Here is a 24650-nt window from a genome sequence, read left to right on the forward strand (position 1 = left end):
ATGCAAGACAGTATTTCAGTCAGGCAAATGGCACGGCGCTGGTTCCCGGCGGCAGCTTCGCCTCGTCCTCCGGCTCGACATGGATCACCACGCGCGCGCTGTCGATCTCCTTCTTCAGGGCATCTTCGATACGGTCGCAAATCACATGGGCATCGCCGACGCTCATTTCGGCGGCAACGACCAGATGAAACTCGATGAAGGTGACCCGCCCGGCAATACGCGTCTTGAGGTCGTGAACCTCGATGGCGCCCCCCGCATTGGCCGAAATCACGTCGCGGATGCGCATTTCCTCGGTCGGCTCCACGGCAATATCCATCAGCCCCTGCACCGAGGAATTGATGACATGCCAGCCCTGCCAGAGAATGTTGATGGCGACCAGTATGGCAAGCAGCGGATCAAGTATCGCCCAGCCTGTAGCCACGGCTCCCACAAGGCCAACCAGAACGCCGGCGGAGGTGAACACATCGGTCATGATGTGCTTGCCGTCGGCTTCCAGCGCAGGCGAACGGAACCTGCGGCCGGTGCGAATCAGCAATGTGGCCCACAGGCCGTTTATGATGGCCGCGGCCGTATTGATGGTGAGGCCGAGCCAGGGCTCATCGAGCTTGCGCGGTGTTTGCAGCGCAAACCATGCCTCGCGGAAGATCAGGAGTGCGGCCACCGTGATCAGGACGCCTTCGACGACAGCCGAAATATATTCGGCCTTGTGATGCCCGAATGGGTGATTGCCATCCGCGGGCTTGTAGCTCATGCGGATTGCCCACCACGCACCGATGGCCGCAATCACATTGACGATCGATTCCAGCGCGTCCGAGTAAAGCGCCACGGAGCCGGTCAGCGCATAGGCCAGATATTTCAGGCCCATCACACCGAAAGCAATGGGAATAGACCAAGCGGCAAGCCGCCGAACCTTTGCACTCGCGTCCATGATGAACCTTTGATTATCTTGATCTGTCCCGAAACCGGGACGGGCCTACGCACAGCCCTTCATTCGTTCGCTAGAGCACCGGCCCGAAAACCGGAACCGCTCTAACTATTTGTTTTGCCGCCTTTTCCAACGCAAAACCGTTTCCAGCTTCTCGGGATGCGCTCCAGCACGCGGGGCGTATCCTCAACGCATCTGGCATACGCAGCAGCAATTCGCCGCTGTTCTATACCCTAGAATATCGGAATTTCGTACCCTGTTTTTGTAGTTCCCAAATTTAATTTTCTCCTGCAAATGCAAGGCATTAAACTTGCAAATGAGTTGCCGAAGCAGGCAATGGGCAAGCCCCGGCAAATCTTAAAAAAGCGAGCCGCAGCGTGAGCTGCGGCTGGCTTGAAATCATCACCCGATGCCTTCGGTCAGTAATTGGTGCGGCGCGCCTTGTTCTTGCCCGCCAGATGCGTCACCACATTCTCGATCATGCGCATTCCGGCATTGTGGCCAAGCGTCATGATCGATTCCGGGTGGAACTGGACGGCGGCGACCGGCTCGTGCTTGTGCTCGAAAGCCATGATGACACCGTCTTCGGTCTCAGCTGTCACCAGAAAATCATCCGGCAGACGTTCTGGATCGGCGAAGATCGAATGATAGCGCCCCACCGTCACTTCCTTCGGCAAACCGGAGAAAATGCGCTCCGGCTTCGAGACCCGAATACGCGACGGCTTGCCGTGCATCGGAATGCGCAACTGGCGCAGCGTGCCGCCATAGGCTTCAGCGAGCGCCTGCAACCCAAGACAAACACCGAAGATCGGCAGTTCGCGCTTGCGCGCCTTGTCGATGGTTGCCTTGCAACCGAAATCCTGCGGCGTTCCCGGTCCGGGCGACAGGACCACGAGATCGGGCTTGATTCTGTCGAACACTTCTTCCGCCACCGGCGAGCGGACGGTGGAAACCGTCGCGCCCGTCTGGCGGAAATAATTGGCGAGCGTGTGCACGAAGGAATCTTCGTGATCCACGAGCAGGATGGAGATGCCCTCGCCCACCTTCGCCGCCACGCGCTCCTCTGCAACCTGATTGCTCTTCTGTGCTTCGCGCACGGCAGCAATCATCGCCGATGCCTTCAATTCGGTCTCGGCCTCTTCCTCTTCCGGATTGGAATCGAACAGAAGCGTTGCACCGGCGCGGATTTCAGCGACGCCATCCTTCACGCGGATGGTACGCAGCGTCAGGCCGGTATTCATGTCGCCATTGAAGTGCATCATGCCGATGGCTCCGCCATACCATGCACGCGGGCTGCGCTCGTTTTCTTCCAGAAAGCGCATCGCCCACAATTTCGGCGCGCCGGTAACCGTCACGGCCCACGCATGGCTCAGGAAGCCGTCAAACGCGTCCATGCCGTCGCGAAGCCGTCCTTCGATGTGATCGACCGTGTGGATAAGGCGCGAATACATTTCGATCTGGCGACGACCGATGACACGCACCGACCCCGGCTCGCAGACGCGGCTCTTGTCGTTGCGATCCACGTCCGAACACATGGTCAGCTCGGACTCGTCCTTCTTCGAGTTCAGCAGCTTCAGAATCTGTTCCGAATCCGAAATCGCATCCTCGCCGCGCTTGATCGTGCCGGAAATCGGACACGTCTCGATACGCCGGCCATTGACCCGCACGAACATTTCCGGCGACGCGCCAACCAGATATTCGTTCTCACCCAGATTGATGAAGAAGGAATAGGGCGACGGATTGATTGTCTTCAACCGGCGGAAAATCTCCGATGGGGCGGTGTGGCAGCGCTCGTAGAAGGTCTGGCCCGGAACCACTTCAAAGAGATCGCCGCGCTTGAAGCTGTCCTTGGCGCGCTCGACCAGCTTGGCATATTCGCCCGGATTATGGTCGCCACGCGCAAGCTTGGCATCCGAAGGCTTGAACGGCTTTGCAGGCGTTGCGCGCGCAAGGCCATGCGTGGAGGAACCGCCGCAGGCAAATTCATAACGATCCACCCAGGCGCGTGCCGCATAATGATCGGCTACGAAGATTTCGTCAGGAATGAACAGCACCAGATCGCGCTGGTCGTCGGGGCGCTTCAGCTTGTACTGGATCGGATCGAACTGGAACGCCAGATCGTAACCGAAGGCACCGTAAAGGCCGAGATTGGCGTCTTCCTCGGAGAAGAACAGGCCGACAATGGCGCGCAGGACCGTGAAGACCGAAGGCATGCGCGAGCGCTCTTCCTCGGTGAAGGTTCCGCTCGGCTGGGCAATGGTAAGCTCGATGCGGTTTTCTTCCGCCTTGTCGACCGTCACCTCGGCAAGCGCCTTCACCGTGTCCAGGATAGGACGAAGCAGGATGACGCCGCGGGCATTCAACGCTTCGATGCGCATGGTGCGGGCACGCGAGGTAATGACCACCGGCGGATCGACGATAGCCGTATCCCATCGCGTATAGCGGCCCGGATATTCGTAGTTTGAGGAAAACACCGCACCACGCCGTTCATTCAGCGCATCGATATAAGTCTCGATCGCGCCCTTGTAGGCTGTGAGGTGGCGCACGCGCTCGACGACGATGCCGCCTGCCGTCTCGTGCTGGAATATCTCGCTATCCGCAATCTTCGCATTCATGATCGGCTATCCCAAATCTAACTGTTTCCGAATATTTCCAGAACCCGGTTTCCCCGCCGGTCTTATTCAAACAGCCAAACAAAAAGGCCGCCCGGATAATCCCAGCGGCCTGTTTCCTGAACGCAAATGCACAAACGCCTGCGTGGCCGCTTTTAGCGGGCCCACCACCAACCGTTGATGACGATATTGCGCGAAATGTTCATGGACGTACTGTTAGCGTTCAATCTGCCCGCTTGCAACCGGAAAATTCAACGGCCGAAATCTGCCGCACAAGCCAACATCAGGACGACACGCTCCAAGTCTCGCAAAGAAAATCCGGACAGTTTGCGGCTGTCCGGATTTCCTTTAGAACCGGGATGAACGAGACAGAAGGAGAGGGACGTTTCCTTCAGCTCCGGGCACCCCCACACCCCATGCATAAATTCACAGGTATAATATAACTTTTAGTATGCGCATTATTCTTAGCACGGATTGTAGTTTCTTTGCAACCTGTGATTGTTATTTGCGCGTATGCTTACATTTAAGCTCAATTCATCGAAACAGTTCAAAAATTTGTGGGGCCACCCAACAAGTTTCGTCTTGCGTCCGGGAGCGATTTCGGATTCATTTCCGTGGCAACTCAAACACATATGCAAAAATCAAGAATAGAGCCGTCACACATAAACGGCCATTGGGGACAACTGATGAAGAATCTCGATGCGATGGACAGGAGTATTTTGCGCGCCCTTCAGGAGAACGGACGCCTGACCAATACCGAACTTGCCGATCGCATAAATCTCTCGCAGACGGCAACCGCCGAACGCGTCAAGCGGCTGACCCGCGAAGGGTATATTTTAGGCTATTCGGCGCGGCTTTCGCCGAAGATGCTCGACCGGGCCATGCTGGTCTTCATTGAGATCAAGCTGGACCGCACCACGCCGGAAGTCTTTGAAACCTTTTCGACTTTCACCCGCAACAATCCGGACATCCTGGAATGCCACATGGTTGCGGGCGGCTTCGATTATCTCGTTAAGGCCCGCGTTTCCGACATGGACCATTATCGCCGCTTCCTTTCGGAGGCGCTTCTTTCCCTGCCCGGCGTGCGGGAATCACACACCTATGCCGTGATGGAGGAAGTGAAGGAAACCGCCTATATCGCCGTCTGAGCCGGCAACAAGTCTTTCCTGAAACGCCGTTGCTGTCAGCAGAATGGCAGCAACGAACTCCCGATTTTGCACTTCCATCTTGCACACAACTATTTACGGGTATATACCCGCAATATGTCACATCCGTGTTTCTGCATTCTTCTGCGTCAGGCAGCCCGCAAGACATCAAGCGTCTACGACGACGCGCTGTCTCCGCTCGGCATCAATGTCGCCCAGTTCAGCACCTTGCGGAAAATCCGCCGCGCGGGCGCCATCTCGGTGACGGAACTCGCACATCTGTCGGAGCTGGACCGTTCGACCATGGGCCGCAACGTGAAGGTTCTGCAGCGCATGGGACTGGTCGAGCCCGCCGCCAGCGACGACCATCGCGAGACCAACGTCACGCTGACGGCGGATGGCCGCGATCTCGTGGAACGCGGCGGTCCGCTCTGGGATCAGGCGCAGGAGGAAATCGAGAACCGGTTGGGAAAGGACGGCGTGGAACAGCTTGAAAGCCTGCTTCGCAGCCTTGGATAACCGGACGCATTTTGACTGAAAACAATGAACCGAAGCCCCGCGACCTCTAGGAAGCGACGGGCTTCGCCGTCGACAATGGCTGGTGAATGGCCAGCATGAACCGAAAGCGCCAAAGATGATTTCTGCCCGCCTTGCAGGCTTTCTTGCACAAAGGAACATCCATTACGGATGGATCGTCGCCGCCATCACCTTCCTGACCATGCTGGCGACCGCTGCCGCGATGGGATCGGCGGGCATCCTGATCGAACCGCTCCAACGGGAATTCGGCTGGACGAATGCGAATATCTCCTTCGCAATGGCGCTTCGCCTCGTTCTTTTCGGCCTTATGGGGCCGTTCGCGGCTGCCTTCATGAACCAGTTCGGCCTGCGCCGCGTCGTGGCGACAGCTCTCGTCATGATTTCGCTTGGGCTGATCGGCTCCATTTTCATGACCGAGGAATGGCAGATGGTCGGGCTCTGGGGCATTGTAATCGGTCTTGGAACCGGCATGACCGCGCTTGTGCTCGGCGCGACCGTCGCGGCACGCTGGTTTGAAAAGCGGCGCGGCCTCGTCGTAGGCCTTATGACGGCCAGCAACGCCACTGGCCAGCTGGTTTTTATGCCGATCCTCGCCAGCGTCAGCCAGACTATCGGCTGGCGCACCTCGCTCACCATCGTCATCTGTTTCCTTGTTACAGCACTCCTGCTGGTCCTCGCCCTGATGCGCGATCACCCGGCGGATATCGGCCTCAAGCCTTTTGGCCGCACCGCTCCACTGCCAGCACCCGAACCCCGCAAGAGCTTCGGGGCCATGCTGGCCTCGCCGCTCGTCACCTTGCGCGAAGCATCCTCGACCGCAACCTTCTGGGTCCTGTTCCTGACCTTCTTCGTCTGCGGCTTTTCCACCAATGGCCTGATCCAGACGCACTGGATCACGCTTTGCGGCGATTTCGGCATCGCGCCGGTCGGCGCGGCGGGCATCCTTGCCGTGATCGGCGCCTTCGACCTCATTGGCACGATCATGTCCGGCTGGCTCTCCGACCGGTTCGACAACCGCTGGCTTCTGTTCTGGTTCTATGCGCTGCGCGGCCTGTCGCTGATCTACCTGACCTTCACTGATTTTACCGTGTACGAACTGGCATTGTTCGCCGTCTTTTACGGGCTGGACTGGGTGGCGACCGTGCCGCCGACCGTCAAGCTCGCCGCCGAACGGTTCGGTCCGGAAAAAGCCGGTCTGGTCTTCGGCTGGGTGTTCACCGGCCATCAGATCGGGGCTGCGGCGGCGGCCGCCTTCGCCGGGTTCGTGCGCACGGACTATGACAGCTACACCCCTGCCCTGATCCTCGCCGGTGCCATGTGCTTTGCGGCTGCGGCCATGGTGTTCATCATCAACCGCCCTGCTGCAAGACCTGCCTTGCAGCCATCATGAAGCGGCAGGTTTTTTGCCCTTCCTGTTCAGCGCCAGCACGCCGAGGCTGATCAGCAAGGCGGCGAGCGTGTCGGTCCAGCCCGGCACTTCGCCAAGCAGGACAAGCGCCAGAACCAGAGTAATGACGGGGATCAGCGCCGATAGCGCTGCCCCCGCAGCCGTTCCCAGCAGGACAACCGCGCGGTTGAAGGCAAAGACACCAAAGGCCGAGGTGAGAACGCCCTGATAGAAACCCTGTAAGGCAATATCGCCCCAGGACGTTGCGCCAAGCCCTTTGGGCAGGAAGATCATGTAGATCGGCAGATAGACGATTGCCGAAGTGACGGCGGCGATGGCGGTCGCGTGCAACCCGTCCATCCCTTTCTTGCGAAACACCATGACATAGATCGCCCAGACCAGTGCCGCGACGAAAAAGAACAGGTGCCCGAGCATTTCAGGCCCGCCCAGTAGCGATAGACCGGCGATCAGCATGGCCCCGATCACGATCAGCACGACCCCGGACCACCGTGACGGCGCAAGATGTTCCTTTAGAAGCGCCACCCCCAGAATGGCAACCATCGCCGTCATCAGCCCCGGAATGAGCGCCGCCGCGTGGGACGCCGGGGCATATTGCAGGCCGCAGGTGGTCAGCAGCGCATAGGGAACACCGGCTCCTGAAGCCAGAAGCACGAAGCCGAGCGGACCAAGCCGGCGAAGGCCGAAACCTTTCATCAGAACGACCGGCAACAGCACCAGTCCCGCCACGCCGAAGCGCAGGGCAATGATGTCGAAAGGCGTCAAGGCGGTCTTGAACCCGAACCGCGTCAGGACGAACGAACCGGACCATACCAGAACCCCGGAGAGCCCCCAGGCCAGACCGCGTATGGTATTGGAAGTCGAAGTCGTCGGATGGTTGTCGGTGATAGCCGTCATTGTCGCTCGCATCAGGAAAAAAGGAATAGCGCCGGACTATTGCATTCCTGGCCGCGACGAGCGCCACGGATAAGCGAGATATGAGATATTAGAATTTCTTATGCCGCCTTGCTTCTGGCCTCCAGAGCCACATCGCAAAACCGATCGATCAGATGCCTGACCGGGCTGTCGACCCGAAAGACGATATAGACGGTGCGGAACGTCGGCGGATCGAGGCGGCGCGCGCGCAATCCATGCAGGTCGGCGCCCGGCAGGCTGATTTCAGATAGCAGCGTGGTGCCGATGCCATGCCGCACCATTTCCAGCACCGTGGCGACGTCTCGCGTGCGCACCTGTTCGCTACGCGTTTCACCATCGCCCTCACCATGGATAATCCGGTCGATGATCATTTCGCAGCCCGCTGCCGCGATAAGCTGGCGGTTGCGCAGCTCCTCTGCGGCAACCGTGTCACTGCGCATGAAGGGATCGTCGCGCCTGCCCACCACAACCAGTTCTTCGCGACCAACTTCGCGAGCCTCAAGCTCGGGCGTCGGCAGCGAGGTAATGCCGAGATCGGCAATGCCGTCCCGCACCCACAGGCTGACATCATCATGTCCGCCCTCGAAAGCGCTGAACTCGATGCCGGGATAAAGCCGCTGAAACGTCTTTCGCAGGCCGGGCAAGACATATTGGAGCTGGCTCGGGATTGCCGCAACGCGGAGCCGTTCAGGCGCGCCGGACGCACTACACCGTGCTTGCAACTCTATCCGGTCGATGGCCTGAAGCGCCGCCTTGGCATCGGCAAGGATCGATTGTCCGAATGCCGTCAGGGCAGCCCCGTCCCGCTTTCGCGCCAGCACCTTGACCCCGAGTATCTTTTCCAGTGTCGCAATCGCCTGGCTTGCGCCCGATTGCGTCAGGCGCAGGCGCCGCGCCGCAGCCCCCACGCTGCCGGTTTCCGCGACAGCTTCAAGCAGACGTAACTGGACCAGACTGATCTTCATCGTTTTGGCTACGGCTCAATCTTTCATCAATGCATCGCCCCAGTCGGCGCGACGCGCCCAACGGAACAGATCTCCGTCGCGCTTGGTCAGCAGGCGTTCTTCCGCCCTGCCGTCATCCTTGCAGAGTTTAACCGAAACTTTGCCGCCGCCAACCCGTGTCGGCGCAATGACCCGCGCTTCCACATCCTCAACCGTCTCGCGCACCGCAGCAAGATAGATGAACTTCTCATCCTCCCAAGGCACTTCCGCTTCCTTGGTCAGGCGATGAATGCGCGAACGGGCAACGCGGCGCGAAAAATGGCACCAATCCGGGGCGATCAGTGGACAATCGAGCTGGTGCGGACAGGGCGCAGCAATAACCGCACCTGCGGCGACAAGTGCCCGGCGCGCATCGAGAATGCGCTGCCAGCCCGCCGGTGTGCCCGGCTCCACGATCACCAGCATCTGTCTTGCCGATGCCCACAGGCGCTCGATGAGTTTCTGCCTGTTTTCGGGGGCGAGTTCGTCGAGCACATAAGCAATCGTAACGAGATCAGCTTCAGGAAAATCGAGCTTTTCCCGCACCACATCCCCTGCTCGCCAGTCGAGATCAGACAATCCGCTATCTTGCGAAAGCGCGCTTCCCACCGCCCGGATCGCAGGACTTGCCTCGATCATGGTTGCCGATTGAAGCGTCGGCCAGCATTGCTTTGCCGCCCAAAGAGCCGTTCCCGGTCCTGCCCCCACATCAAGCATGGATTGCGGCGCAAAACCGGGACAGACCTCGGCTGCATTGTCCAGACTGGCGCGAACCGCCGCATAAGTCGCGGGCAGGCGCGCCGCCAGATAGGCCTTTGCCGCAAGATCGTCGGAAATATGCATCCGCCCGTCCCGGGTCTCGGCGCGGTAACGGCGCGAAAGCATGTCGGATGCGCGCTTCAGGTCGGCCAAGGCGACGCCCTCAAGCGCCGCATCCACCGCCTGTCGCAAGGAAGCTGGCAGTTCCATTGCCGGTCAGCGCTCCAGAACCTGTTTCACATCGACCAAGTTGGAACGAACACGCAGGATGTAAAAGCCCATCGTCGTCAGATGCGATGGCGTGAACCAGGCATCGGGGCTGCCGTTGGAAACGATGAAGGGCTGCATGTCGAGCGCGGCGCGCATCTGCTTTTCCATCTCGTCCCACACGCCGTCGAGGTGCTTCTCAGCCAGAACACCGCGGAAATCCGAATGTGCGGCGCGCAATAGGCCGTAATAGGCATAAAGCTGGCCATAGGCGAACCAGAAACGGTCATCCGCACGGGTGTCGAACCAGCCGGCATGGTAATTCTCGGCACGATCCTTGAGGATGGCTGAGGTGGAACCGAGATCGCTCGCGATACGGTCCACGAACTGGATCAGATTGTCGGCGCGGGCATCGAACGTTGCCTGACAGTTTTCAAGCCGCCCGTTGAATGAGCGCAGATCCTTGATCGCAGAACGGTAATAGCTCGGCGTCGGCGTCTTCGGACCGAAAGGACTCAGGCCGAAATACCAGGAATCCTCGGCAAATTGCAGGTTTCCGCGTGCCTTCTGCAAATCCGCATCGATCTGCGATGTGCCGCGCAAGCGCCCGATATTATCCACGAGTTCAATCGCGGTACGGCGCACGGCTGCATTGATGCCGCGCTGGAACGAAGCCTTGTTGTCGAGGAAAGGCGTGCGGTCCCAGTCCAGACCGAAAAGGCCAAGCTTGTAGAGGAGCATGGAGGAAATCCATGCATTCTGGTTGACGTTGAAATCGGTGAGATCGGCGGCGACCTCGGCAATGGCCGAGCGGGAACATTTGCGCGTCGAGGACGGCAATTGCGCTGCCTGAACCGGTTGGCTCGCCGACGCGGGATCGCTGGTCTGGTTGGCCTGTGGCGCGGCGGCAGGCTGCTCTGCCGGTGCAGCAGGAGCTGCCTCCGCTTTGACTTCTTCGCCGGGGGTGGTCGCGGTCTGATAGGTGTATTTGGCCGGATAATCGGGATCGAAATTCGTCCAGGCCTGAGTCTGCCAGATGAAATAGAGGTACAGCCCGCCGAGTCCGATCACGACAACCGAAACGGCGACTTTCCACAATATTCCGAGCCGCAGGAAAAGCCCCCACAATCCGCCAAGCGGAATGGCAATCAGGCGGGCAAGCGCCGCGATGAAACGCCCAAGGAAGGAAAAAACGCCCTTTACTGCATTCCACACCGTAAAAATATCCTTCCTCTTGCCCAAAAATCCGGGCTTCGCACCGCTTTTGCCGTCGCCCACAGACCTATGCATCGCAAGTCCCGTTCGCAAGCAGCCAAGCCTGAAAAGGCTTCAGGTTCTCAAATAGAGTGTGCTCATCTTTTCGACAACCCAACGGTCTGATTCCGACATTTGCATCCCGCGGATATGAGCGTTGAGCAAAGGTCGGAATCAGACCACTGGCAACTTTATGAATCGAGTGGATTTTTCGAATTTGACGTTTGAAACGAGATTTATATCGGACGGATATCAAACGTCAAATTCAATCCACTCGAACGCTCATCCAACTGATTTTATCCGTCATTTTCCGCTGACAGGGTTGAATCCCGGGAGCCGATCCGTAACATGGCGCCGACCCGCTTCGGCCAAGTGCGTGGCAATCCTGCCCGCCTCCCTTGCCGACGGTTCCGGAAATTGATGAGCGGCAAACAGCTTCAAGGCGGTTTCAAGTGAGGTGCGAAACGGTTTTTCGCCGGAAACTGCGATCAACGTCGCAATCAAGAACATTTTCGCCGCTATGGTACTTGAATGGCGAAATCTTTGGTGTTTGCTAAAGCTGGAACCGGAAAAACAATCAATCCGTAAAAACGGCCCGGTAAATGGAGAGAACAATGAAGTCCGCATCGACCTTTATGCTTACGCTTGCCCTGGGTGGGCTGGCCGGGGGAACGGCAATGCTGAGCGCGCCTGCAACCGCCTTCGCCGCTGAACCCGAAAGCTGCTCGACCGTCCGCTTCTCGGACGTCGGCTGGACCGACATTACCTCCACGACGGCGGTAGCGACAGAAATCCTCAAAGGTCTCGGCTACAAGACCGACATCAAGGTTCTCTCCGTGCCGGTAACCTATGCGTCGCTGAGCAAGAAGGACATCGACGTTTTCCTTGGCTACTGGAACCCGTCCATGAGCGCCGACCTCCAGCCCTATCTGGACAACAAGACCGTCGAGACGCTGCGCACCAATCTGACCGGCGCGAAATATACCCTTGCCGTGCCGAAATACGCCTATGACGAAGGCCTCAAGGACTTCAAGGATATCGCCGCTTTCAAGGACAAGCTTGGCGGCAAGATCTACGGCATCGAGCCGGGCAATGACGGCAACCGCCTGATCCTCGACATGATCAGCAAGGACGCCTTCGGCCTCAAGTCGTTCGAGCTGGCGGAATCCTCCGAGCAGGGAATGCTGGCGCAGGTCGCGCGCGCCATCAACAGCAAGGAACCGGTCGTGTTCCTGGCATGGGAACCGCATCCCATGAACAAGCGCTTTGAAATCGCCTATCTGACCGGCGGCGACGACTTCTTCGGCCCCAATCTCGGCGGCGCCAAGGTCGAAACCAATGTCCGCACCGGCTACACGCAGGAATGCCCGAATGTCGGCAAGTTCCTCACCAATCTGGAATTCAAGCTCGATATCGAGAACGAGATCATGGGCAAGATTCTCGACGATGGCCAGGAACCGTCCAAAGCCGCAAACGACTGGCTCAAGGCCAATCCCGGCGTTCTCGACCAATGGCTTGCCGGCGTGACCACTGTCGATGGCAAGGAAGGCCTTCCGGCCGTCAAGGCGGCGCTCGGCCTTTGATCCATGCTGCCGGACTGCGACAGACGCGGCCCGGCACGTTCCAGCACCTTCATCACAAGCACGCAGCAGGAGACTTGATCGTTGAACTGGCTGACGGACTACAAGATTCCTGTCGGACCAACCGCCAAATCTGTGGTGGACTGGCTGACGACCCATCTGGGGCTTTTCTTCGATACTTTGGCGGCGATCATGCAGGGCCTGATTGACGGCCTGTTGTATCTTTTGCAACTGCCCCATCCACTGCTTCTGATCGCCATCTTCGCAATCATTGCATGGCTGATCCAGCGTCGCATCTCCGTCGTCCTGCTCACCGTTCTTGGCTTCCTTTTCATCATCAATCAGGGCTATTGGGATCCGACCCTGAAGACACTGACGCTCGTCCTGTCGTCGTGTTTTGTCTGCATGGCCATCGGCGTGCCGCTCGGCATTGCGGCGGCCCATCGTCCGGCACTTTATGCCGCGATGCGCCCTGTCCTCGACCTGATGCAGACCTTGCCGACATTCGTTTACCTGATCCCGGCTATCGTTTTCTTTGGCATCGGCATGGTTCCGGGCTTGCTCGCCACCGTCATTTTCGTGATTCCCGCCCCAATCCGCCTGACCCAGCTCGGCATTTCCTCAACGCCGTCCTCCCTGATCGAGGCAGGCGAAGCCTTTGGCGCGTCGCGCTCGCAGCTTCTCTGGAAAGTCGAGCTGCCCTATGCGATGCCGCAAATTCTCGCGGGTCTAACCCAGACGATCATGCTTTCACTTTCAATGGTGGTCATCGCCGCGCTTGTCGGCGCTGACGGCCTTGGCGTCCCAGTGGTTCGCGGACTGAACTCCGTCAACATTTCACTCGGCTTCGAGGCAGGCTTCATCATCGTCGTAGTCGCAATCGTGCTCGACCGCATCTTCCGCGCCGGCAGAGAAAAATAGCATGCACCCGAAAAGTGGAGACCGGTTTTCGGATAAGATCATGCTCAAACAGAGACCAGGAGGTAGCGGATGACCATCATCGCACTCGAGGATGTCTGCATCATTTTCGGCAGCAATGTCGATGGGGCTCTTGCGCTTGCGGATCGCGGCGCAACCCGCTCGCAGATTCAGGCGGAAACCAATCTCGTGCTGGGCGTGCACAATTGCACGCTTAATATCGAGGAAGGCGAAATCCTCGTTCTCATGGGGCTGTCCGGCTCCGGCAAATCCACCCTGCTTCGCGCCATCAACCGGCTTAATCCCATTTCACGCGGGCGCGTTCTCGTGCGTGAGGGCGACCGTGCCATCGATGTCGGCAAGGCCGACCGCGCGACGCTCCGCCATCTGCGCACCGAACTTGTCTCCATGGTGTTCCAGCAGTTCGGCCTGCTGCCATGGCGCACGGTGGAGGAAAACGTCGCCTTCGGACTTGAGATTTCCGGCATGGGCAAGGAGGAACGCCTTGCCAAAGCCCGCGGCCAGCTTGAACTTGTCGGCTTGCAGGACTGGGCCAAGCGCAAGGTCGGCGAGCTTTCCGGCGGCATGCAGCAGCGCGTCGGGCTTGCTCGCGCCTTTGCAACCGGCGCGCCGATCCTGCTGATGGACGAGCCGTTCTCGGCCCTTGATCCGCTGATCCGCACCCGCTTGCAGGACGAATTGCTGGCTTTCCAGTCGCGCCTGAAAAAGACCATCGTCTTCGTCAGCCACGATCTCGACGAAGCCATGAAGATCGGCAATCGCATCGCGATCATGGAAGGCGGGCGTATCGTTCAGTGCGGCACGCCGCAGGAAATTCTCCTGCAACCCGCCGATGAATATGTTGCCGACTTCGTTGCGCACATGAACCCGCTCGGCGTTCTCAGGGCTGGCGACATCATGGTGCCCTTTGATCGCAATGCAGCCCCACGCCCCTTTGCGGCCACTGCACGACGTGAAACGCTGGTGCGCGACCTGATGAGCGCTGTCGCCGACAGCAGCGGCGATGTCGGGATCATCGAGAACGGCGCCATCGTCGGCAAGATTGCGGCGGACGACATTGTGCGTGCACTCGCCTGGCATCAGCAGCGCGGAACCTCATCCTAGAGCATTGCGGAACCTCATCCTAGAGCATTTCCAGCAAAAGTGTGAAACGGTTTTGCGTTGGAAAATGCGACACGCTTCAAACAAAAAAGCCGCACATTCACGTGTGCGGCTTTTTGATTTTCAGGCTGCGCAAGGTGCGGATCAGCTATGTGCCGCCTGTCTTGCGGCAGCGCGTGCTTCCACACGTGCCCGGATGGCATCTACATCCGCGCGCGGCGTGGCAGCAAAGAGCTTCTTCGTATAGTCGTGCTGCGGATTGTTGAACACGTCGTCACGCGAACCGTATTCCACCACCTCGCCGAAATACATCACCATCACCTCGTCGGCGATATAGCGCACGACCGAAAGGTCATGGCTGATGAAGACATAGGTGAGGCCGAACTCTTCCTGCAAATCGGCCAGCAGGTTCAGGACCTGTGCCTGCACCGAAAGGTCGAGTGCCGAAACCGGCTCATCCAGAATGAGCAGTTTCGGGTTGAGCATCAACGCACGCGCAATGGCGATACGCTGGCGCTGGCCGCCGGAGAACATGTGCGGATAGCGGTTGAAGTGCTCGCGGCCAAGGCCGACCTTCAACAGCATCTGCATCGCCTTGGCGCGCCGTTCTTCCGCCGACATGTTGGTGTTCAGCAGCAGCGGCTCCGCCAGCACGTCGCCGATCTTCTGACGCGGATTGAGCGAACCGTACGGGTTCTGGAACACGATCTGCACCTTCTGGCGCATTTCGGCCGTCAGGCCGTCACGAGCGATGTTCACATCCTTGCCGCCGATCTTCAACTCGCCGGAAGTCTGTGGATCGATCATCGTGAGAATGCGGGCCAGCGTGGACTTGCCGCAACCCGATTCACCGACAATCGCCAGCGTCTTGCCCTTTTCCACCTTGAAGCTCACGCCCTTGACGGCATGAACCACCTTTGCCTTGCCGAACAGCCCGCCGCCGACATGATAATCGCGCTTGATATCGCGCGCCTCGAGAACAATCTCGCTCATCGCGCTTCTCCCGCACCATTATTTTCAAAGACGAAATCGGACACCGTCGGAAGACGGTCGCCGGTCGCATTTTCCGGCAGGGCCGACAGCAGCGCACGGGTATAAGGGTGCTTGGGCGCGGAGAACAGCGACAGCACGTCGGCATCCTCCATCTTGTGGCCCTTATATTGCACGATCACGCGGTCCGCCGTTTCGGCAACCACACCCATGTCATGGGTGATCATGATCAGACCCATGCCGTGTTCGACCTGAAGCCGCATCAGGAGATCGAGGATCTGCTTCTGGATCGTCACGTCCAGAGCAGTCGTCGGTTCGTCGGCGATAAGGAGCTTGGGATTGCAGGCAATCGCAATCGCGATCATGACGCGCTGGCATTGGCCGCCCGACATCTGGTGCGGGAAGCTTTTCAGGCGTTCCGCCGCATCGCGAATGCCGACGAGTTCCAGTAGCTCAATGGCGCGCGCACGGCTCGCCGAGCCGTTCATGCCCATATGCTGCTTTAGCACTTCCTCAAGCTGATAGCCGACCGTGAAGCAGGGATTGAGGCTTGCGACCGGTTCCTGGAAAATCATGGAAATGTCACGTCCGATGATCTTGCGGCGCTCCTTGTCGGACATCGTCCGCAAATCCTGGCCATCGAAGGTCATGGCGTCTGCGGTGACAGTCGCGGACTTGGGCAGGAGGCCCATGACGGCGAGCATTCCGACCGACTTGCCCGAGCCCGATTCACCGACAATCGCCAGCACTTCGCCCTTGTCGACCTTGATATCGATCCCGTCAACCGCCTTGAAGGGGCCGGTCGAGGTGTCGAAAGAAACCGAAAGGTTCTTGATTTCAAGCAGAGCCATCGATCAGCTCCTCTTCAGTTTCGGGTCAAGCGCATCGCGCAGACCGTCGCCAATCAGATTGATGGCGAGAACAGTAATCAGGATCGCGAGACCGGGGAAGGTAACAATCCACCAGGCACTCAAGATGAACTCACGCGCCTCGGCAAGCATCGTGCCCCATTCTGGCGTCGGCGGTTGCGCGCCCATGCCGAGGAAGCCCAGAGCCGCAACGTCGAGGATGGCGTTGGAGAACGACATCGTTGCCTGCACCACGAGCGGGGCAAGGCAGTTCGGCAGAATGGTCTTGAACATCAGGCGCAGCTTGCTTGCACCGGCAAGCTTGGCTGCGGTCACATATTCGCGTTCCTTTTCTGCCATGACGGCTGCGCGGGTAAGGCGTGAGAAGTGCGGCAGCAGGACCAGCGTGATCGCGAGAACCGCGTTGATCAGGCCCGGTCCCAGAATTGCCACCAGAACCAGTGCCAGCAGCAGCGACGGGAATGCCAGGATGACGTCCATGATGCGCATGAACACCGTATCGACGCCGCCACCGAAATAGCCGGTAATAAGACCAATCGTGATGCCGAGGCACATCGAAATGATGACGATGACGAAGCCCACGAGCAGCGAATATTGCGAGCCGTAGATCAGGCGGGACAGGATATCGCGTCCGACCGCATCAGTTCCCAAAAGGAACTGCGTCGAGCCGCCGTTTTCCCAGAATGGCGGGACCTTCACGAATTCACGGAACTGTTCCGTGGGATCGTGCGGCGCAATAAGCGGAGCAAAGATTGCGACCAGAATGATCGCGACAAATACGAAAAGACCGATCACAGCGCCGCGATTGACGCTGAAATAGAACCAGAAGTCTTTCAGCGCGCGCATCTTGCCAATGTCGTTCGCGGCTTCCGGCTGAATAGCTGAGTGTGTCATGATACCCTCACTTATGCCGGATACGCGGATTGATGAGACCGTACAGCAGATCGACGACCAGATTCACCAGCATGATGATGAATGCGATCAGCAGCAATCCGCTTTGCACGACCGGATAGTCGCGGCGGAAAATGGAATCGAGCATCCATTTGCCGATACCGGGCCATGAGAAGATCGTCTCGGTGAGGATCGCGCCGGCCATCAGAACGCCGACCTGAAGGCCGATTGTCGTGATGACGGGGATCATCGCATTGCGCAGTGCATGCAGACCGACAACGCGGCGAATCGGCAGGCCCTTGGCGCGTGCGGTGCGCACATAATCCTCACCCAGAACTTCCAGCATCGCCGAGCGCGTCTGGCGTGCAATGACGGCCAGCGGAATGGTCGCGAGCACGATCGTCGGCAGGATGAGATGCGAGACCGCGGAGGCGAAAGCGCCCTTCTGGTCCGACATCAGGCTGTCAATCAGCATGAAACCGGTGACGGGCGGGAAGAAATAGAGCAGCGAGATGCGGCCGGAGACCGGCGTCCATTGCAGCACGCCTGAGAACAGAATAATGAGCAGAAGCGCCCACCAGAAAATCGGCATTGAGTAACCGACCAGCGAAACGCCCATCAGTCCCTGATCGAACCATGAGCCGCGCTTGACAGCCGCGATGACGCCGGCGGGAATGCCGAGGAGAATAGCCAGAATGATCGCGCAGATGGACAACTCAACGGTTGCAGGAAACAGCGCGAAGAATTCAGTGAGAACAGGCTTTTTGGTCACCAGTGACTGGCCGAAATCGCCATGCAGCAGGTTCCAGACATAGTCGAGATATTGCTGCCAGATCGGGCGGTCGAAGCCAAGTTGCGCCATCAGTTCGGCATGGCGCTCGGGGCTTACGCCGCGTTCGCCGGCCATCAACAGCACAGGATCGCCGGGAAGAACCCGGACGAAGGCAAAAGCCACGATTGTGATGCCTATGAAGGTCGGAACCAGATAGACGAGTTTGTTCAATAAGAAGCGGAACATACAAAAACTCCGACCGGGTGCAGGGGATCACCCTACACCCGGCCGCTCGTGTTGTCAGATTTTACTCGGAAATATCGACTTCTTCGAAGCGATAGTCACCAAGCGGGCTCTGCTTGAAGCCGGTAACCTTGGCCGACATCGGCACGAAGACCGTCGAGTGAGCGAGGGTGTTCCACGGAGCCTGCTCCTTGAAGATCACCTGCGCTTCTTCGTAAAGCTTGGCGCGCTCTTCCTGGCTGGTCGTGACCTTGGCCTTCTGGATCAGGTCTTCAAACGGCTTGTAGCACCACTGGGCGCGGTTGTTCGAACCAACGCCAGCGCAGCCGAGAAGCGTGCCCATGAAGTTGTCCGGATCGCCATTGTCGCCGGTCCAGCCGAGGATCACGGCACCGTCACGCTCCTTGTCGCCCGATTTCTTGAGGTATTCGCCCCATTCCATCGAAACGATCTCTGCACTGACGCCAACCTTGGCAAGATCGGACTGCATGAGTTCAGCCGTGCGGCGGCCGTTCGGCATATAAGGACGGCTGACGGGCATAGCCCACAGCTTCATCTTCAGATCCTTCACGCCAGCGGCTTCGAGAGCCTTCTTGGCAGCTTCTGGATCGTACTTGTCGTCCTCGATCTTGTCGTTATAGCCCCACATCGTCGGCGGGATCGGGTTCTTGGCCACCTGGCCCTGGCCCTGATACACGGCATCGACAATCGCCTGCTTGTTGATAGCCTGGTTCAGCGCCTTGCGGACTTCCGGCTTGTCATAAGGCGCCTTCAGCGTGTTGTACGCGAAGTAAGCCACGTTAAGGCCAGCCTGCTCGTCGACCTTGAGGTTGGAATCGGCCTGGAGGCCCTTGATGTCGGCCGGAGCCGGATAGGACATCAGATGGCATTCGCCAGCCTTGAGCTTCTGCGCGCGAACAGCAGGATCGGTGGTGATCGCGAAGACGAGATCGTCGATCTTCGGCTTGCCGCCCCAATAGTTTTCATTGGCCTTGAAGCGAACGACGGCGTCCTTCTGGTAGGCGACGAACTGGAACGGGCCGGTGCCGACCGGAACCTGGTTCAGATCGTCCTTCTTGCCATCGGCGGCAAGCTTGTCGGTATATTCCTTCGAGATGATCGAAGCGAAAGGCATCGAGATATTGGCGAGGAACGGCGCTTCCGGACGGTTCAGCACAAACTTGACCGTGTAATCGTCAACCTTGACGATGTCCTTGATCAGAGCGCCCATCTCCATGCTGTCGAAATATTCGTAGGTGATGCCAGCGGTGTACTGATGCCAGGGATTATCCTTGTTGCGCATGCGGTCATACGAAAAGATCACGTCGTCCGCATTGAAATCACGCGTTGGCGTGAAATAGTCGTTCGAGTGGAACTTGACGCCCTTGCGCAGATGGAAGGTGTATTCCAGACCGTCGCTGGAAACGTCCCAGCTCTCTGCGAGACCCGGCACGACTTTCGTGGTTCCGTTTTCGAATTCGGCAAGGCGGTTGTAAACCGGATGGGCCGAGGCGTCGAACGTATCGCCGCCGGTATAGGCAGCCGGATCGAAGCCTTCAGGCGAAGCCGGCGAGCAATACACAAAGGTCTTCGCCGATGCAGCACCGCCCATCAGAGCCACCAGCGCGGTTGCTGCCAGGAGTTTTTGGTAGAATTTCATTATTGTCCGCCTCCACGGAAAAGCATGCCGCGCGCACCCCATTGCCCGCAGCTTGCGCTTATCGAAACGTGTGGATCGCCACTTTGCAAGCGCAATTTTTAGAACCACTTCATATTCTCAACCGATTACGGGACTAATCGTTAGATTTTTATTCTAACGAGACGGGCAATTTCGGAATATTGCGCTAAAGCGTGCGGATTTATAATATTATTCGCACGCATTTTGCATGGGGTAATGCAAGCTGTGCATCACCGACTCGGACGCGACATCGATGTGTCCGATCAATTGGAAATTGTTCCCGGTTTCAGCCGCCAGCAGCATCGACATCCAAATGGACTGGCGCTTTCTGAAAAGGCGCAGTATTAAGTGGACAGCAAAAATCATATTTAAGTTGCGCATCGATGCCCGAAGCCAATCCCATTCGCCCCACCACGCCCGAGGCCATTCAGCTTGCCAAGACCTTGCTGCGTACGTCGCGCTATGGGGCCATTGCCGTTTTCGATGCGGCAACCGGCAGACCGCTGGCGAGCCGCGTTGCAGTGGCAACGGACACGGATGGCACTCCGCTGATATTGGTCTCCGGCCTGGCGGCACATACGCCGGGCCTGCTGGCAAACCCGGCCTGCTCGCTTCTGCTCGGCGAGGTCGGGAAGGGAGACCCCCTCGCCCATGCCCGCGTCACGCTGCACTGTCAGGCGCGAAAGGTTGAGAAGGCCGCCACCGACTATCCGCGCGTCCGCCGGCGCTATCTCAATCACAATCCGAAGGGTTCGCTCTATGTAGATCTGGGGGATTTCGCTTTCTTCCGGCTCGAAGTGGAAGGCGCCAGCCTCAACGGCGGCTTCGGCAGGGCATTCAACCTGACGCGGGACGATTTAATATGTGCAGCGTCCATCAGTGCCGACTTTGCCGAAGGCGAGCAGAACGCGCTTGACGGCCTTAATGAAAATCATGCGCTTGAAATCGCACATATTGCGCGCGGGCTTACGAAATCAGGCGCCCTTCGAGAACAGTTCAAAATTGTGGGTATCGACCCCGATGGTGCCGATATTGCCAGTGGCGACCGCGTTCTTCGTCACGTATTTTCGACGCAGCCCGATTCCCTAAGGGAAGCTGTTACAGCACTGGCGAAACGGTAAAATAAACCCCCTTGAAACAAAATCGCATTTTTTTTGGGACGAAATTGCACGTCTTTATACTGGATTGAATATAAGCAAGGGCTTTTCAAACGCCGCCACTAGCATTATTTTGAACGTGCATGCTTATGAAAATTTGCATGTATATTTTTAACTTTGTCCAGTCTTACGGGGGTATGACGGCAAATGAGCAACCAAGATACTTTCTTTGATTTGATTGAAAATGTAGATCAGGCCGCCGATTTTCTTTCGGCTCTTGCTAACAATAAGCGATTACTAATTTTATGTAAGTTGCTTCACAATGAAATGTCCGTCGGTGCGCTTGCCAAGGCGATTGACCTTAGCCAATCCGCTTTGTCTCAGCACCTGGCAAAACTACGAGCTCTTGAACTCGTTTCAACCCGCCGCGACGCGCAGACCATCTACTACATGGTCTCTTCGCCGCATATCGAGTTGATGTTGTCGACATTATCGAGTCTGTATATGAGTCCAGCACCGCGCAGACAGAATCTGGCGGCAGTCGCTCACGCATAACATCATGAGGTCACAGCCGTGCGATGAACGAAAATTCTCATTCGCACGGCTGCGTCCTGACCATTGACGATCCGGACGACATCCGCCTCTCCCCTTATCGCAGCATTCGCGAAAAAGACCTCGTGGGCCGACAGCAGCGTTTCATTGCGGAAGGCAAGGTGGTTCTGAACGTCCTGCTTTCCTCTTCCGCACGATTTGAAACGGAATCGCTGCTCGTTCTGGAAAACCGGCTGGCAGGCCTCGCGGAGCAACTTGGTCAACTCCCGCCCGATGTTCCCGTCTATTCCGTCCCGCAGGCCGTCATGGATGCAGTTGCGGGATTTCATGTTCATCGGGGCATTCTCGCGGTCGGTCGCCGCACACCGCAGCCCGGCCTGCAGGCGATGCTCGCAGCCCTCCCCGCCAAATCGCTTGTCGTGGTATTGTGCGGCATTTCCAATCACGACAATGTCGGCTCTATTTTTCGCAATGCCGCCGCTTTCGAGGCAGACTGCGTGCTGATGGATGAAACTTGCTGCGATCCGCTTTATCGCAAGGCCATCCGTGTATCCGTCGGTGCGACGCTAAAAGTCCCCTATTTCCACGGCGGCAATATCGATGAAATCATCGCCGCGCTTGGCGATGGCGGTTTCAATCTGCTTGCGCTCAGCCCGTCATCTTCGCTCAGCATCTATGATGCGGCGAAGCATGACCGTCACGGACTCCTGCTCGGAACCGAAGGGGAAGGATTGCCACCAAGGTTACTTGAAAAGCTTCAAACGGCGCGGATTCCCATGTCGGCTGCATTCGACAGCCTGAATGTCGCAACCGCATCGGGCATCGCCCTGTCCCGGTTCAGCAAGTTTTCATGAGCAAATATCAAAAAAACCTCCGGCTTCGGACCAGAGGTTTTTTTAATTCAGCCGGAAAGATTTATCAGGCTGCCGAGGCGCTAGCCGTGTTGGCAACAAGACGGCGCAGCATTTCTTCCGCCTGCGGTTCACGCTCGGAACGACCGATAAAGCCGCCGCCAAAGACGCGCGCGGTATTGCTCTCGTCGGAATAGAGCACGCAGGCCTGTCCGGGAGCGATGCCGCTTTCGCCATCCACCAGCTCAACCCAGGTCTGGCCATCGGCATGGTGCAGTACGGCGGGACGCGGCGGCCGTGTCGAGCGGACCTTGGCGAACACCTCCATGCCGCTTTCGGGCAAATCGCCAATTGGCGCATCGCCCAGCCAGTTGATGTCGCGCAGGAAAACTTTGTGCGTTTCCAGCGCTTCACGCGGACCGACGATAACCCGTGCATTGGCAGCATCAAGATGGACGACATAAAGCGGTTCACCAGTGGCGACCCCAATACCGCGGCGCTGGCCGACCGTGTAATGCACGATGCCGTCGTGGCGGCCGAGCGTACGCCCGTCAATATGGACAATATCGCCAGGATTGGCCGCTTCGGGCTTCAACTTGGAGATAATGTCCGAATATTTGCCCTGCGGCACGAAGCAAATATCCTGGCTATCCTGCTTCTTGGCGACGGTCAGGCCCATTTCCTCCGCGATTTCGCGTACCTGCGCCTTCGGCAGATGACCAAGCGGGAAGCGCAGATAATCAATCTGCTCCTGCGTGGTGGCGAAAAGGAAGTAGCTCTGGTCGCGATCCGTGTCGACCGGACGATAAAGCGCGCGATGCGCGCCATTGGCGCGGCTGCGAATATAGTGGCCGGTCGCCAGCGCATCGGCACCGAGATCGCGCGCGGTTTGCAGGAGATCGGCGAATTTTACCGTCTGATTGCACGAAACGCATGGGATAGGCGTTTCGCCGCTGACATAGGAATTCGCAAAAGGATCGATCACGGCCTCGCGGAAGCGCGCTTCGTAATCGAGGACGTAATGCGGAATGCCCAGACTTTCCGAAACGCGGCGGGCATCTTCGATGTCCTGTCCCGCGCAGCAGGAACCGGCGCGGTGAACCGCTGCGCCATGGTCATAAAGCTGCAGCGTCACGCCAACGACATCGTAACCTTCACGTTTGAGAATCCCGGCCACAACAGATGAATCGACGCCGCCCGACATGGCGACGACAACGCGCGTGTCTTCCGGCTTTCCCGGCAGATCGAGGCTGTTCAGGCTCATGATTGATTCCAGCTTCCGGGCAAGTGCCCTGCTTCTCAAAATTTAGGTTTCTTCGCCCTATATAGGCCAAACTGCGGCAATTTGCCAAGGGGCCGGGAACAATCATTGGCCAGTTTGCGACAGGCGGCGCACACTTCCCCGTGAAGTTTTCCGGTCTTATGTCCCGAAAATGCTGGCAAGAGCGCGATAACGAGCATTTTTTCAAGTCTTACCAGAGAGTTACCAGCGGCTTAGGTAATTTTTAAAGCTGTCGGGTTAGTCTCCTACTCGATTAGGTCCTTGAGTGTTGTGTAGAGAGTACAATGACCGATCTGGTAAGACCGCGTATAAAGTATGTTATCGGTCCTGATGGCAGCCCGCTGACCATCGCGGACCTCCCCCCCGCCAATACAAGGCGCTGGGTCATCCGCCGCAAGGCTGAAGTCGTCGCCGCGGTGCGGGGTGGACTTCTGAGCCTTGAGGAGGCATGCCAGCGTTACACATTGACGGTGGAGGAATTCCTTTCCTGGCAATCCTCAATCGATGAGCATGGTCTCGCCGGCCTCAGGACCACCAGAATTCAACAGTATCGTCACTAAAACCGTCTCCCAACACCGGGACCGGCTTTGGAAGGACGGGATCGGGCTCCTGCGGAACAGGTCTTCCGCGAAGGGGCCATTGATCGACAAATCGAAAACCGGCCCTCGCGGCCGGTTTTTATTTGCACATTGCGTTCCTATGTTGTGAACTTGGCGCGTTGATCCAGACACGCAATGTTCAGGAGGATGGCATGAGCGGAACGATCGAGATTCGCAAGGAAGACAGTTCCGACGGCGGACGCTATGCGGCTGTTCTCGACGGCAGTGAAGCCGAAATGACCTATACGAAGCTCGGCCCTTCGCTGATATCCATCGACCATACTTTCGTGCCCGATGCGATGCGTGGCAAAGGCGTCGCGCAGGCACTTGCCAAGAATGCGGTTCTGGATGCGCGCCGGAGCGGGTGGAAGATCATCCCGCGCTGCAGCTTCATGCACGCGCAGGCAATGCGCCATCCCGACTGGTCGGATGTTTTCGGCAAGGAATAATCGCTGGACTGAACC

24 protein-coding genes are annotated in these 24650 nt (G+C 58.1%); 11 read left to right on the forward strand and 13 right to left on the reverse strand.

Features of this window, described 5'->3' with window-relative positions; all coding sequences use genetic code 11:
- Nucleotides 1–19 precede the first annotated feature (19 nt).
- Nucleotides 20–928, reverse strand: coding sequence for a cation diffusion facilitator family transporter (locus tag F9K78_RS01505; protein WP_121985954.1), 909 nt, complete (start codon nucleotides 926–928; stop codon nucleotides 20–22).
- Between the two features lie 416 nt (nucleotides 929–1344).
- Nucleotides 1345–3540, reverse strand: coding sequence for an anthranilate synthase component I (locus tag F9K78_RS01510; protein ID WP_121985953.1), 2196 nt, complete (start codon nucleotides 3538–3540; stop codon nucleotides 1345–1347).
- A 683-nt stretch (nucleotides 3541–4223) separates the two neighbouring features.
- Between F9K78_RS01510 and F9K78_RS01520 the strand changes: the two genes are divergently transcribed.
- The 3 genes from F9K78_RS01520 to F9K78_RS01530 all read left to right on the forward strand — a co-directional run bounded on the left by F9K78_RS01520 (nucleotide 4224) and on the right by F9K78_RS01530 (nucleotide 6609).
- Entirely contained in the window at nucleotides 4224–4685 is a 462-nt protein-coding gene (locus tag F9K78_RS01520) for an Lrp/AsnC ligand binding domain-containing protein (protein WP_006472719.1), read from the forward strand.
- Between the two features lie 114 nt (nucleotides 4686–4799).
- The gene (locus F9K78_RS01525; RefSeq protein ID WP_121985951.1) at nucleotides 4800–5201 is read left to right on the forward strand and encodes a MarR family winged helix-turn-helix transcriptional regulator; all 402 of its coding nucleotides are present in this window, start codon (nucleotides 4800–4802) and stop codon (nucleotides 5199–5201) included.
- A 115-nt stretch (nucleotides 5202–5316) separates the two neighbouring features.
- On the forward strand, nucleotides 5317–6609 hold the full coding sequence (locus F9K78_RS01530; RefSeq protein ID WP_121986038.1) for an MFS transporter: 1293 nt from the start codon (nucleotides 5317–5319) through the stop codon (nucleotides 6607–6609).
- Here F9K78_RS01530 and F9K78_RS01535 read toward each other — a convergent pair.
- The 5 genes from F9K78_RS01535 to F9K78_RS21820 form a co-directional block, all read right to left on the reverse strand.
- Nucleotides 6604–7521, reverse strand: coding sequence for a DMT family transporter (locus F9K78_RS01535; protein ID WP_121985950.1), 918 nt, complete (start codon nucleotides 7519–7521; stop codon nucleotides 6604–6606). The genes F9K78_RS01530 and F9K78_RS01535 overlap by 6 nt on opposite strands.
- Nucleotides 7522–7619: 98 nt before the next feature.
- Nucleotides 7620–8504: a LysR family transcriptional regulator gene (locus tag F9K78_RS01540; RefSeq protein WP_121985949.1), complete on the reverse strand. Its 885-nt coding sequence runs from the start codon at nucleotides 8502–8504 to the stop codon at nucleotides 7620–7622.
- Between the two features lie 15 nt (nucleotides 8505–8519).
- On the reverse strand, nucleotides 8520–9491 hold the full coding sequence (locus tag F9K78_RS01545; RefSeq protein ID WP_121985948.1) for a small ribosomal subunit Rsm22 family protein: 972 nt from the start codon (nucleotides 9489–9491) through the stop codon (nucleotides 8520–8522).
- Nucleotides 9492–9497: 6 nt separating this feature from the next.
- Nucleotides 9498–10703, reverse strand: coding sequence for a DUF2333 family protein (locus tag F9K78_RS01550; protein ID WP_121986037.1), 1206 nt, complete (start codon nucleotides 10701–10703; stop codon nucleotides 9498–9500).
- A gap of 342 nt (nucleotides 10704–11045) precedes the next feature.
- Nucleotides 11046–11369, reverse strand: coding sequence for a hypothetical protein (locus tag F9K78_RS21820; protein WP_162995379.1), 324 nt, complete (start codon nucleotides 11367–11369; stop codon nucleotides 11046–11048).
- On the opposite strand from F9K78_RS21820, the gene F9K78_RS01555 reads away from it, so the two are divergent.
- From F9K78_RS01555 to choV, 3 genes are all read left to right on the forward strand, one after another.
- Entirely contained in the window at nucleotides 11357–12325 is a 969-nt protein-coding gene (locus tag F9K78_RS01555) for a choline ABC transporter substrate-binding protein (protein ID WP_151682032.1), read from the forward strand. The genes F9K78_RS21820 and F9K78_RS01555 overlap by 13 nt on opposite strands.
- A gap of 81 nt (nucleotides 12326–12406) precedes the next feature.
- Nucleotides 12407–13243 carry a choline ABC transporter permease subunit gene (gene choW, locus F9K78_RS01560; protein WP_121985946.1) on the forward strand — a complete coding sequence of 279 codons (837 nt, stop codon included), beginning with the start codon at nucleotides 12407–12409 and terminating at the stop codon, nucleotides 13241–13243.
- 69 nt (nucleotides 13244–13312) lie between these two features.
- Nucleotides 13313–14365 carry a choline ABC transporter ATP-binding protein gene (choV, locus tag F9K78_RS01565; protein WP_121985945.1) on the forward strand — a complete coding sequence of 351 codons (1053 nt, stop codon included), beginning with the start codon at nucleotides 13313–13315 and terminating at the stop codon, nucleotides 14363–14365.
- Nucleotides 14366–14506: 141 nt separating this feature from the next.
- Here choV and F9K78_RS01570 read toward each other — a convergent pair whose 3' ends face one another.
- From F9K78_RS01570 to F9K78_RS01590, 5 genes are all read right to left on the reverse strand, one after another.
- Nucleotides 14507–15355 carry a dipeptide ABC transporter ATP-binding protein gene (locus F9K78_RS01570; protein WP_121982420.1) on the reverse strand — a complete coding sequence of 283 codons (849 nt, stop codon included), beginning with the start codon at nucleotides 15353–15355 and terminating at the stop codon, nucleotides 14507–14509.
- Nucleotides 15352–16203 carry an ABC transporter ATP-binding protein gene (locus tag F9K78_RS01575; RefSeq protein ID WP_121982419.1) on the reverse strand — a complete coding sequence of 284 codons (852 nt, stop codon included), beginning with the start codon at nucleotides 16201–16203 and terminating at the stop codon, nucleotides 15352–15354. Before F9K78_RS01575 ends, F9K78_RS01570 begins: the two co-directional genes overlap by 4 nt.
- A 3-nt stretch (nucleotides 16204–16206) precedes the next feature.
- Nucleotides 16207–17115, reverse strand: a complete 909-nt coding sequence (locus F9K78_RS01580) for an ABC transporter permease subunit (protein ID WP_121985944.1) — start codon at nucleotides 17113–17115, stop codon at nucleotides 16207–16209.
- A 7-nt stretch (nucleotides 17116–17122) separates the two neighbouring features.
- Nucleotides 17123–18130: an ABC transporter permease subunit gene (locus F9K78_RS01585; RefSeq protein WP_121985943.1), complete on the reverse strand. Its 1008-nt coding sequence runs from the start codon at nucleotides 18128–18130 to the stop codon at nucleotides 17123–17125.
- Nucleotides 18131–18191: 61 nt separating this feature from the next.
- Entirely contained in the window at nucleotides 18192–19787 is a 1596-nt protein-coding gene (locus F9K78_RS01590) for an ABC transporter substrate-binding protein (RefSeq protein WP_121985942.1), read from the reverse strand.
- A 401-nt stretch (nucleotides 19788–20188) separates the two neighbouring features.
- Here F9K78_RS01590 and F9K78_RS01595 point away from each other — a divergent pair, with 401 nt between their 5' ends.
- From F9K78_RS01595 to F9K78_RS01605, 3 genes are all read left to right on the forward strand, one after another.
- On the forward strand, nucleotides 20189–20926 hold the full coding sequence (locus tag F9K78_RS01595) for a HugZ family pyridoxamine 5'-phosphate oxidase (protein WP_121985940.1): 738 nt from the start codon (nucleotides 20189–20191) through the stop codon (nucleotides 20924–20926).
- 183 nt (nucleotides 20927–21109) lie between these two features.
- Nucleotides 21110–21457 (forward strand): ArsR/SmtB family transcription factor, encoded by a 348-nt coding sequence (locus F9K78_RS01600; protein ID WP_121985939.1) that lies wholly within the window; start codon nucleotides 21110–21112, stop codon nucleotides 21455–21457.
- A gap of 23 nt (nucleotides 21458–21480) precedes the next feature.
- Nucleotides 21481–22308 (forward strand): TrmH family RNA methyltransferase, encoded by an 828-nt coding sequence (locus F9K78_RS01605; protein ID WP_121985938.1) that lies wholly within the window; start codon nucleotides 21481–21483, stop codon nucleotides 22306–22308.
- A gap of 64 nt (nucleotides 22309–22372) precedes the next feature.
- On the opposite strand, the gene mnmA is transcribed toward F9K78_RS01605, so the two are convergent.
- Complete coding sequence (gene mnmA, locus F9K78_RS01610; RefSeq protein ID WP_176022934.1) at nucleotides 22373–23569, reverse strand: tRNA 2-thiouridine(34) synthase MnmA; 1197 nt, start codon at nucleotides 23567–23569, stop codon at nucleotides 22373–22375.
- A 302-nt stretch (nucleotides 23570–23871) separates the two neighbouring features.
- Here mnmA and sciP point away from each other — a divergent pair, with 302 nt between their 5' ends.
- Nucleotides 23872–24147, forward strand: a complete 276-nt coding sequence (gene sciP / locus F9K78_RS01615) for a CtrA inhibitor SciP (protein ID WP_002964694.1) — start codon at nucleotides 23872–23874, stop codon at nucleotides 24145–24147.
- A gap of 191 nt (nucleotides 24148–24338) precedes the next feature.
- The gene (locus tag F9K78_RS01620) at nucleotides 24339–24635 is read left to right on the forward strand and encodes a GNAT family N-acetyltransferase (RefSeq protein ID WP_121982411.1); all 297 of its coding nucleotides are present in this window, start codon (nucleotides 24339–24341) and stop codon (nucleotides 24633–24635) included.
- Nucleotides 24636–24650 lie beyond the last annotated feature (15 nt).

The sequence above is a fragment of the Brucella pseudintermedia genome (genome assembly GCF_008932435.1).
GTDB lineage: Bacteria > Pseudomonadota > Alphaproteobacteria > Rhizobiales > Rhizobiaceae > Brucella > Brucella pseudintermedia.

Excerpts from the sequence above, each read along its gene's own strand:
- F9K78_RS01505 (WP_121985954.1), bottom strand. The coding sequence starts at position 928 with ATGGACGCGAGTGCAAAGGTTCGGCGGCTTGCCGCTTGGTCTATTCCC.
- F9K78_RS01510 (WP_121985953.1), bottom strand. The coding sequence starts at position 3,540 with ATGAATGCGAAGATTGCGGATAGCGAGATATTCCAGCACGAGACGGCA.
- F9K78_RS01520 (WP_006472719.1), top strand. The coding sequence starts at position 4,224 with ATGAAGAATCTCGATGCGATGGACAGGAGTATTTTGCGCGCCCTTCAG.
- F9K78_RS01525 (WP_121985951.1), top strand. The coding sequence starts at position 4,800 with ATGTCACATCCGTGTTTCTGCATTCTTCTGCGTCAGGCAGCCCGCAAG.
- F9K78_RS01530 (WP_121986038.1), top strand. The coding sequence starts at position 5,317 with ATGATTTCTGCCCGCCTTGCAGGCTTTCTTGCACAAAGGAACATCCAT.
- F9K78_RS01535 (WP_121985950.1), bottom strand. The coding sequence starts at position 7,521 with ATGACGGCTATCACCGACAACCATCCGACGACTTCGACTTCCAATACC.
- F9K78_RS01540 (WP_121985949.1), bottom strand. The coding sequence starts at position 8,504 with ATGAAGATCAGTCTGGTCCAGTTACGTCTGCTTGAAGCTGTCGCGGAA.
- F9K78_RS01545 (WP_121985948.1), bottom strand. The coding sequence starts at position 9,491 with ATGGAACTGCCAGCTTCCTTGCGACAGGCGGTGGATGCGGCGCTTGAG.
- F9K78_RS01555 (WP_151682032.1), top strand. The coding sequence starts at position 11,357 with ATGAAGTCCGCATCGACCTTTATGCTTACGCTTGCCCTGGGTGGGCTG.
- F9K78_RS21820 (WP_162995379.1), bottom strand. The coding sequence starts at position 11,369 with ATGCGGACTTCATTGTTCTCTCCATTTACCGGGCCGTTTTTACGGATT.
- choV (WP_121985945.1), top strand. The coding sequence starts at position 13,313 with ATGACCATCATCGCACTCGAGGATGTCTGCATCATTTTCGGCAGCAAT.
- F9K78_RS01570 (WP_121982420.1), bottom strand. The coding sequence starts at position 15,355 with ATGAGCGAGATTGTTCTCGAGGCGCGCGATATCAAGCGCGATTATCAT.
- F9K78_RS01575 (WP_121982419.1), bottom strand. The coding sequence starts at position 16,203 with ATGGCTCTGCTTGAAATCAAGAACCTTTCGGTTTCTTTCGACACCTCG.
- F9K78_RS01580 (WP_121985944.1), bottom strand. The coding sequence starts at position 17,115 with ATGACACACTCAGCTATTCAGCCGGAAGCCGCGAACGACATTGGCAAG.
- F9K78_RS01585 (WP_121985943.1), bottom strand. The coding sequence starts at position 18,130 with ATGTTCCGCTTCTTATTGAACAAACTCGTCTATCTGGTTCCGACCTTC.
- F9K78_RS01590 (WP_121985942.1), bottom strand. The coding sequence starts at position 19,787 with ATGAAATTCTACCAAAAACTCCTGGCAGCAACCGCGCTGGTGGCTCTG.
- F9K78_RS01595 (WP_121985940.1), top strand. The coding sequence starts at position 20,189 with ATGCCCGAAGCCAATCCCATTCGCCCCACCACGCCCGAGGCCATTCAG.
- F9K78_RS01600 (WP_121985939.1), top strand. The coding sequence starts at position 21,110 with ATGAGCAACCAAGATACTTTCTTTGATTTGATTGAAAATGTAGATCAG.
- F9K78_RS01605 (WP_121985938.1), top strand. The coding sequence starts at position 21,481 with ATGAACGAAAATTCTCATTCGCACGGCTGCGTCCTGACCATTGACGAT.
- mnmA (WP_176022934.1), bottom strand. The coding sequence starts at position 23,569 with ATGAGCCTGAACAGCCTCGATCTGCCGGGAAAGCCGGAAGACACGCGC.
- sciP (WP_002964694.1), top strand. The coding sequence starts at position 23,872 with ATGACCGATCTGGTAAGACCGCGTATAAAGTATGTTATCGGTCCTGAT.
- F9K78_RS01620 (WP_121982411.1), top strand. The coding sequence starts at position 24,339 with ATGAGCGGAACGATCGAGATTCGCAAGGAAGACAGTTCCGACGGCGGA.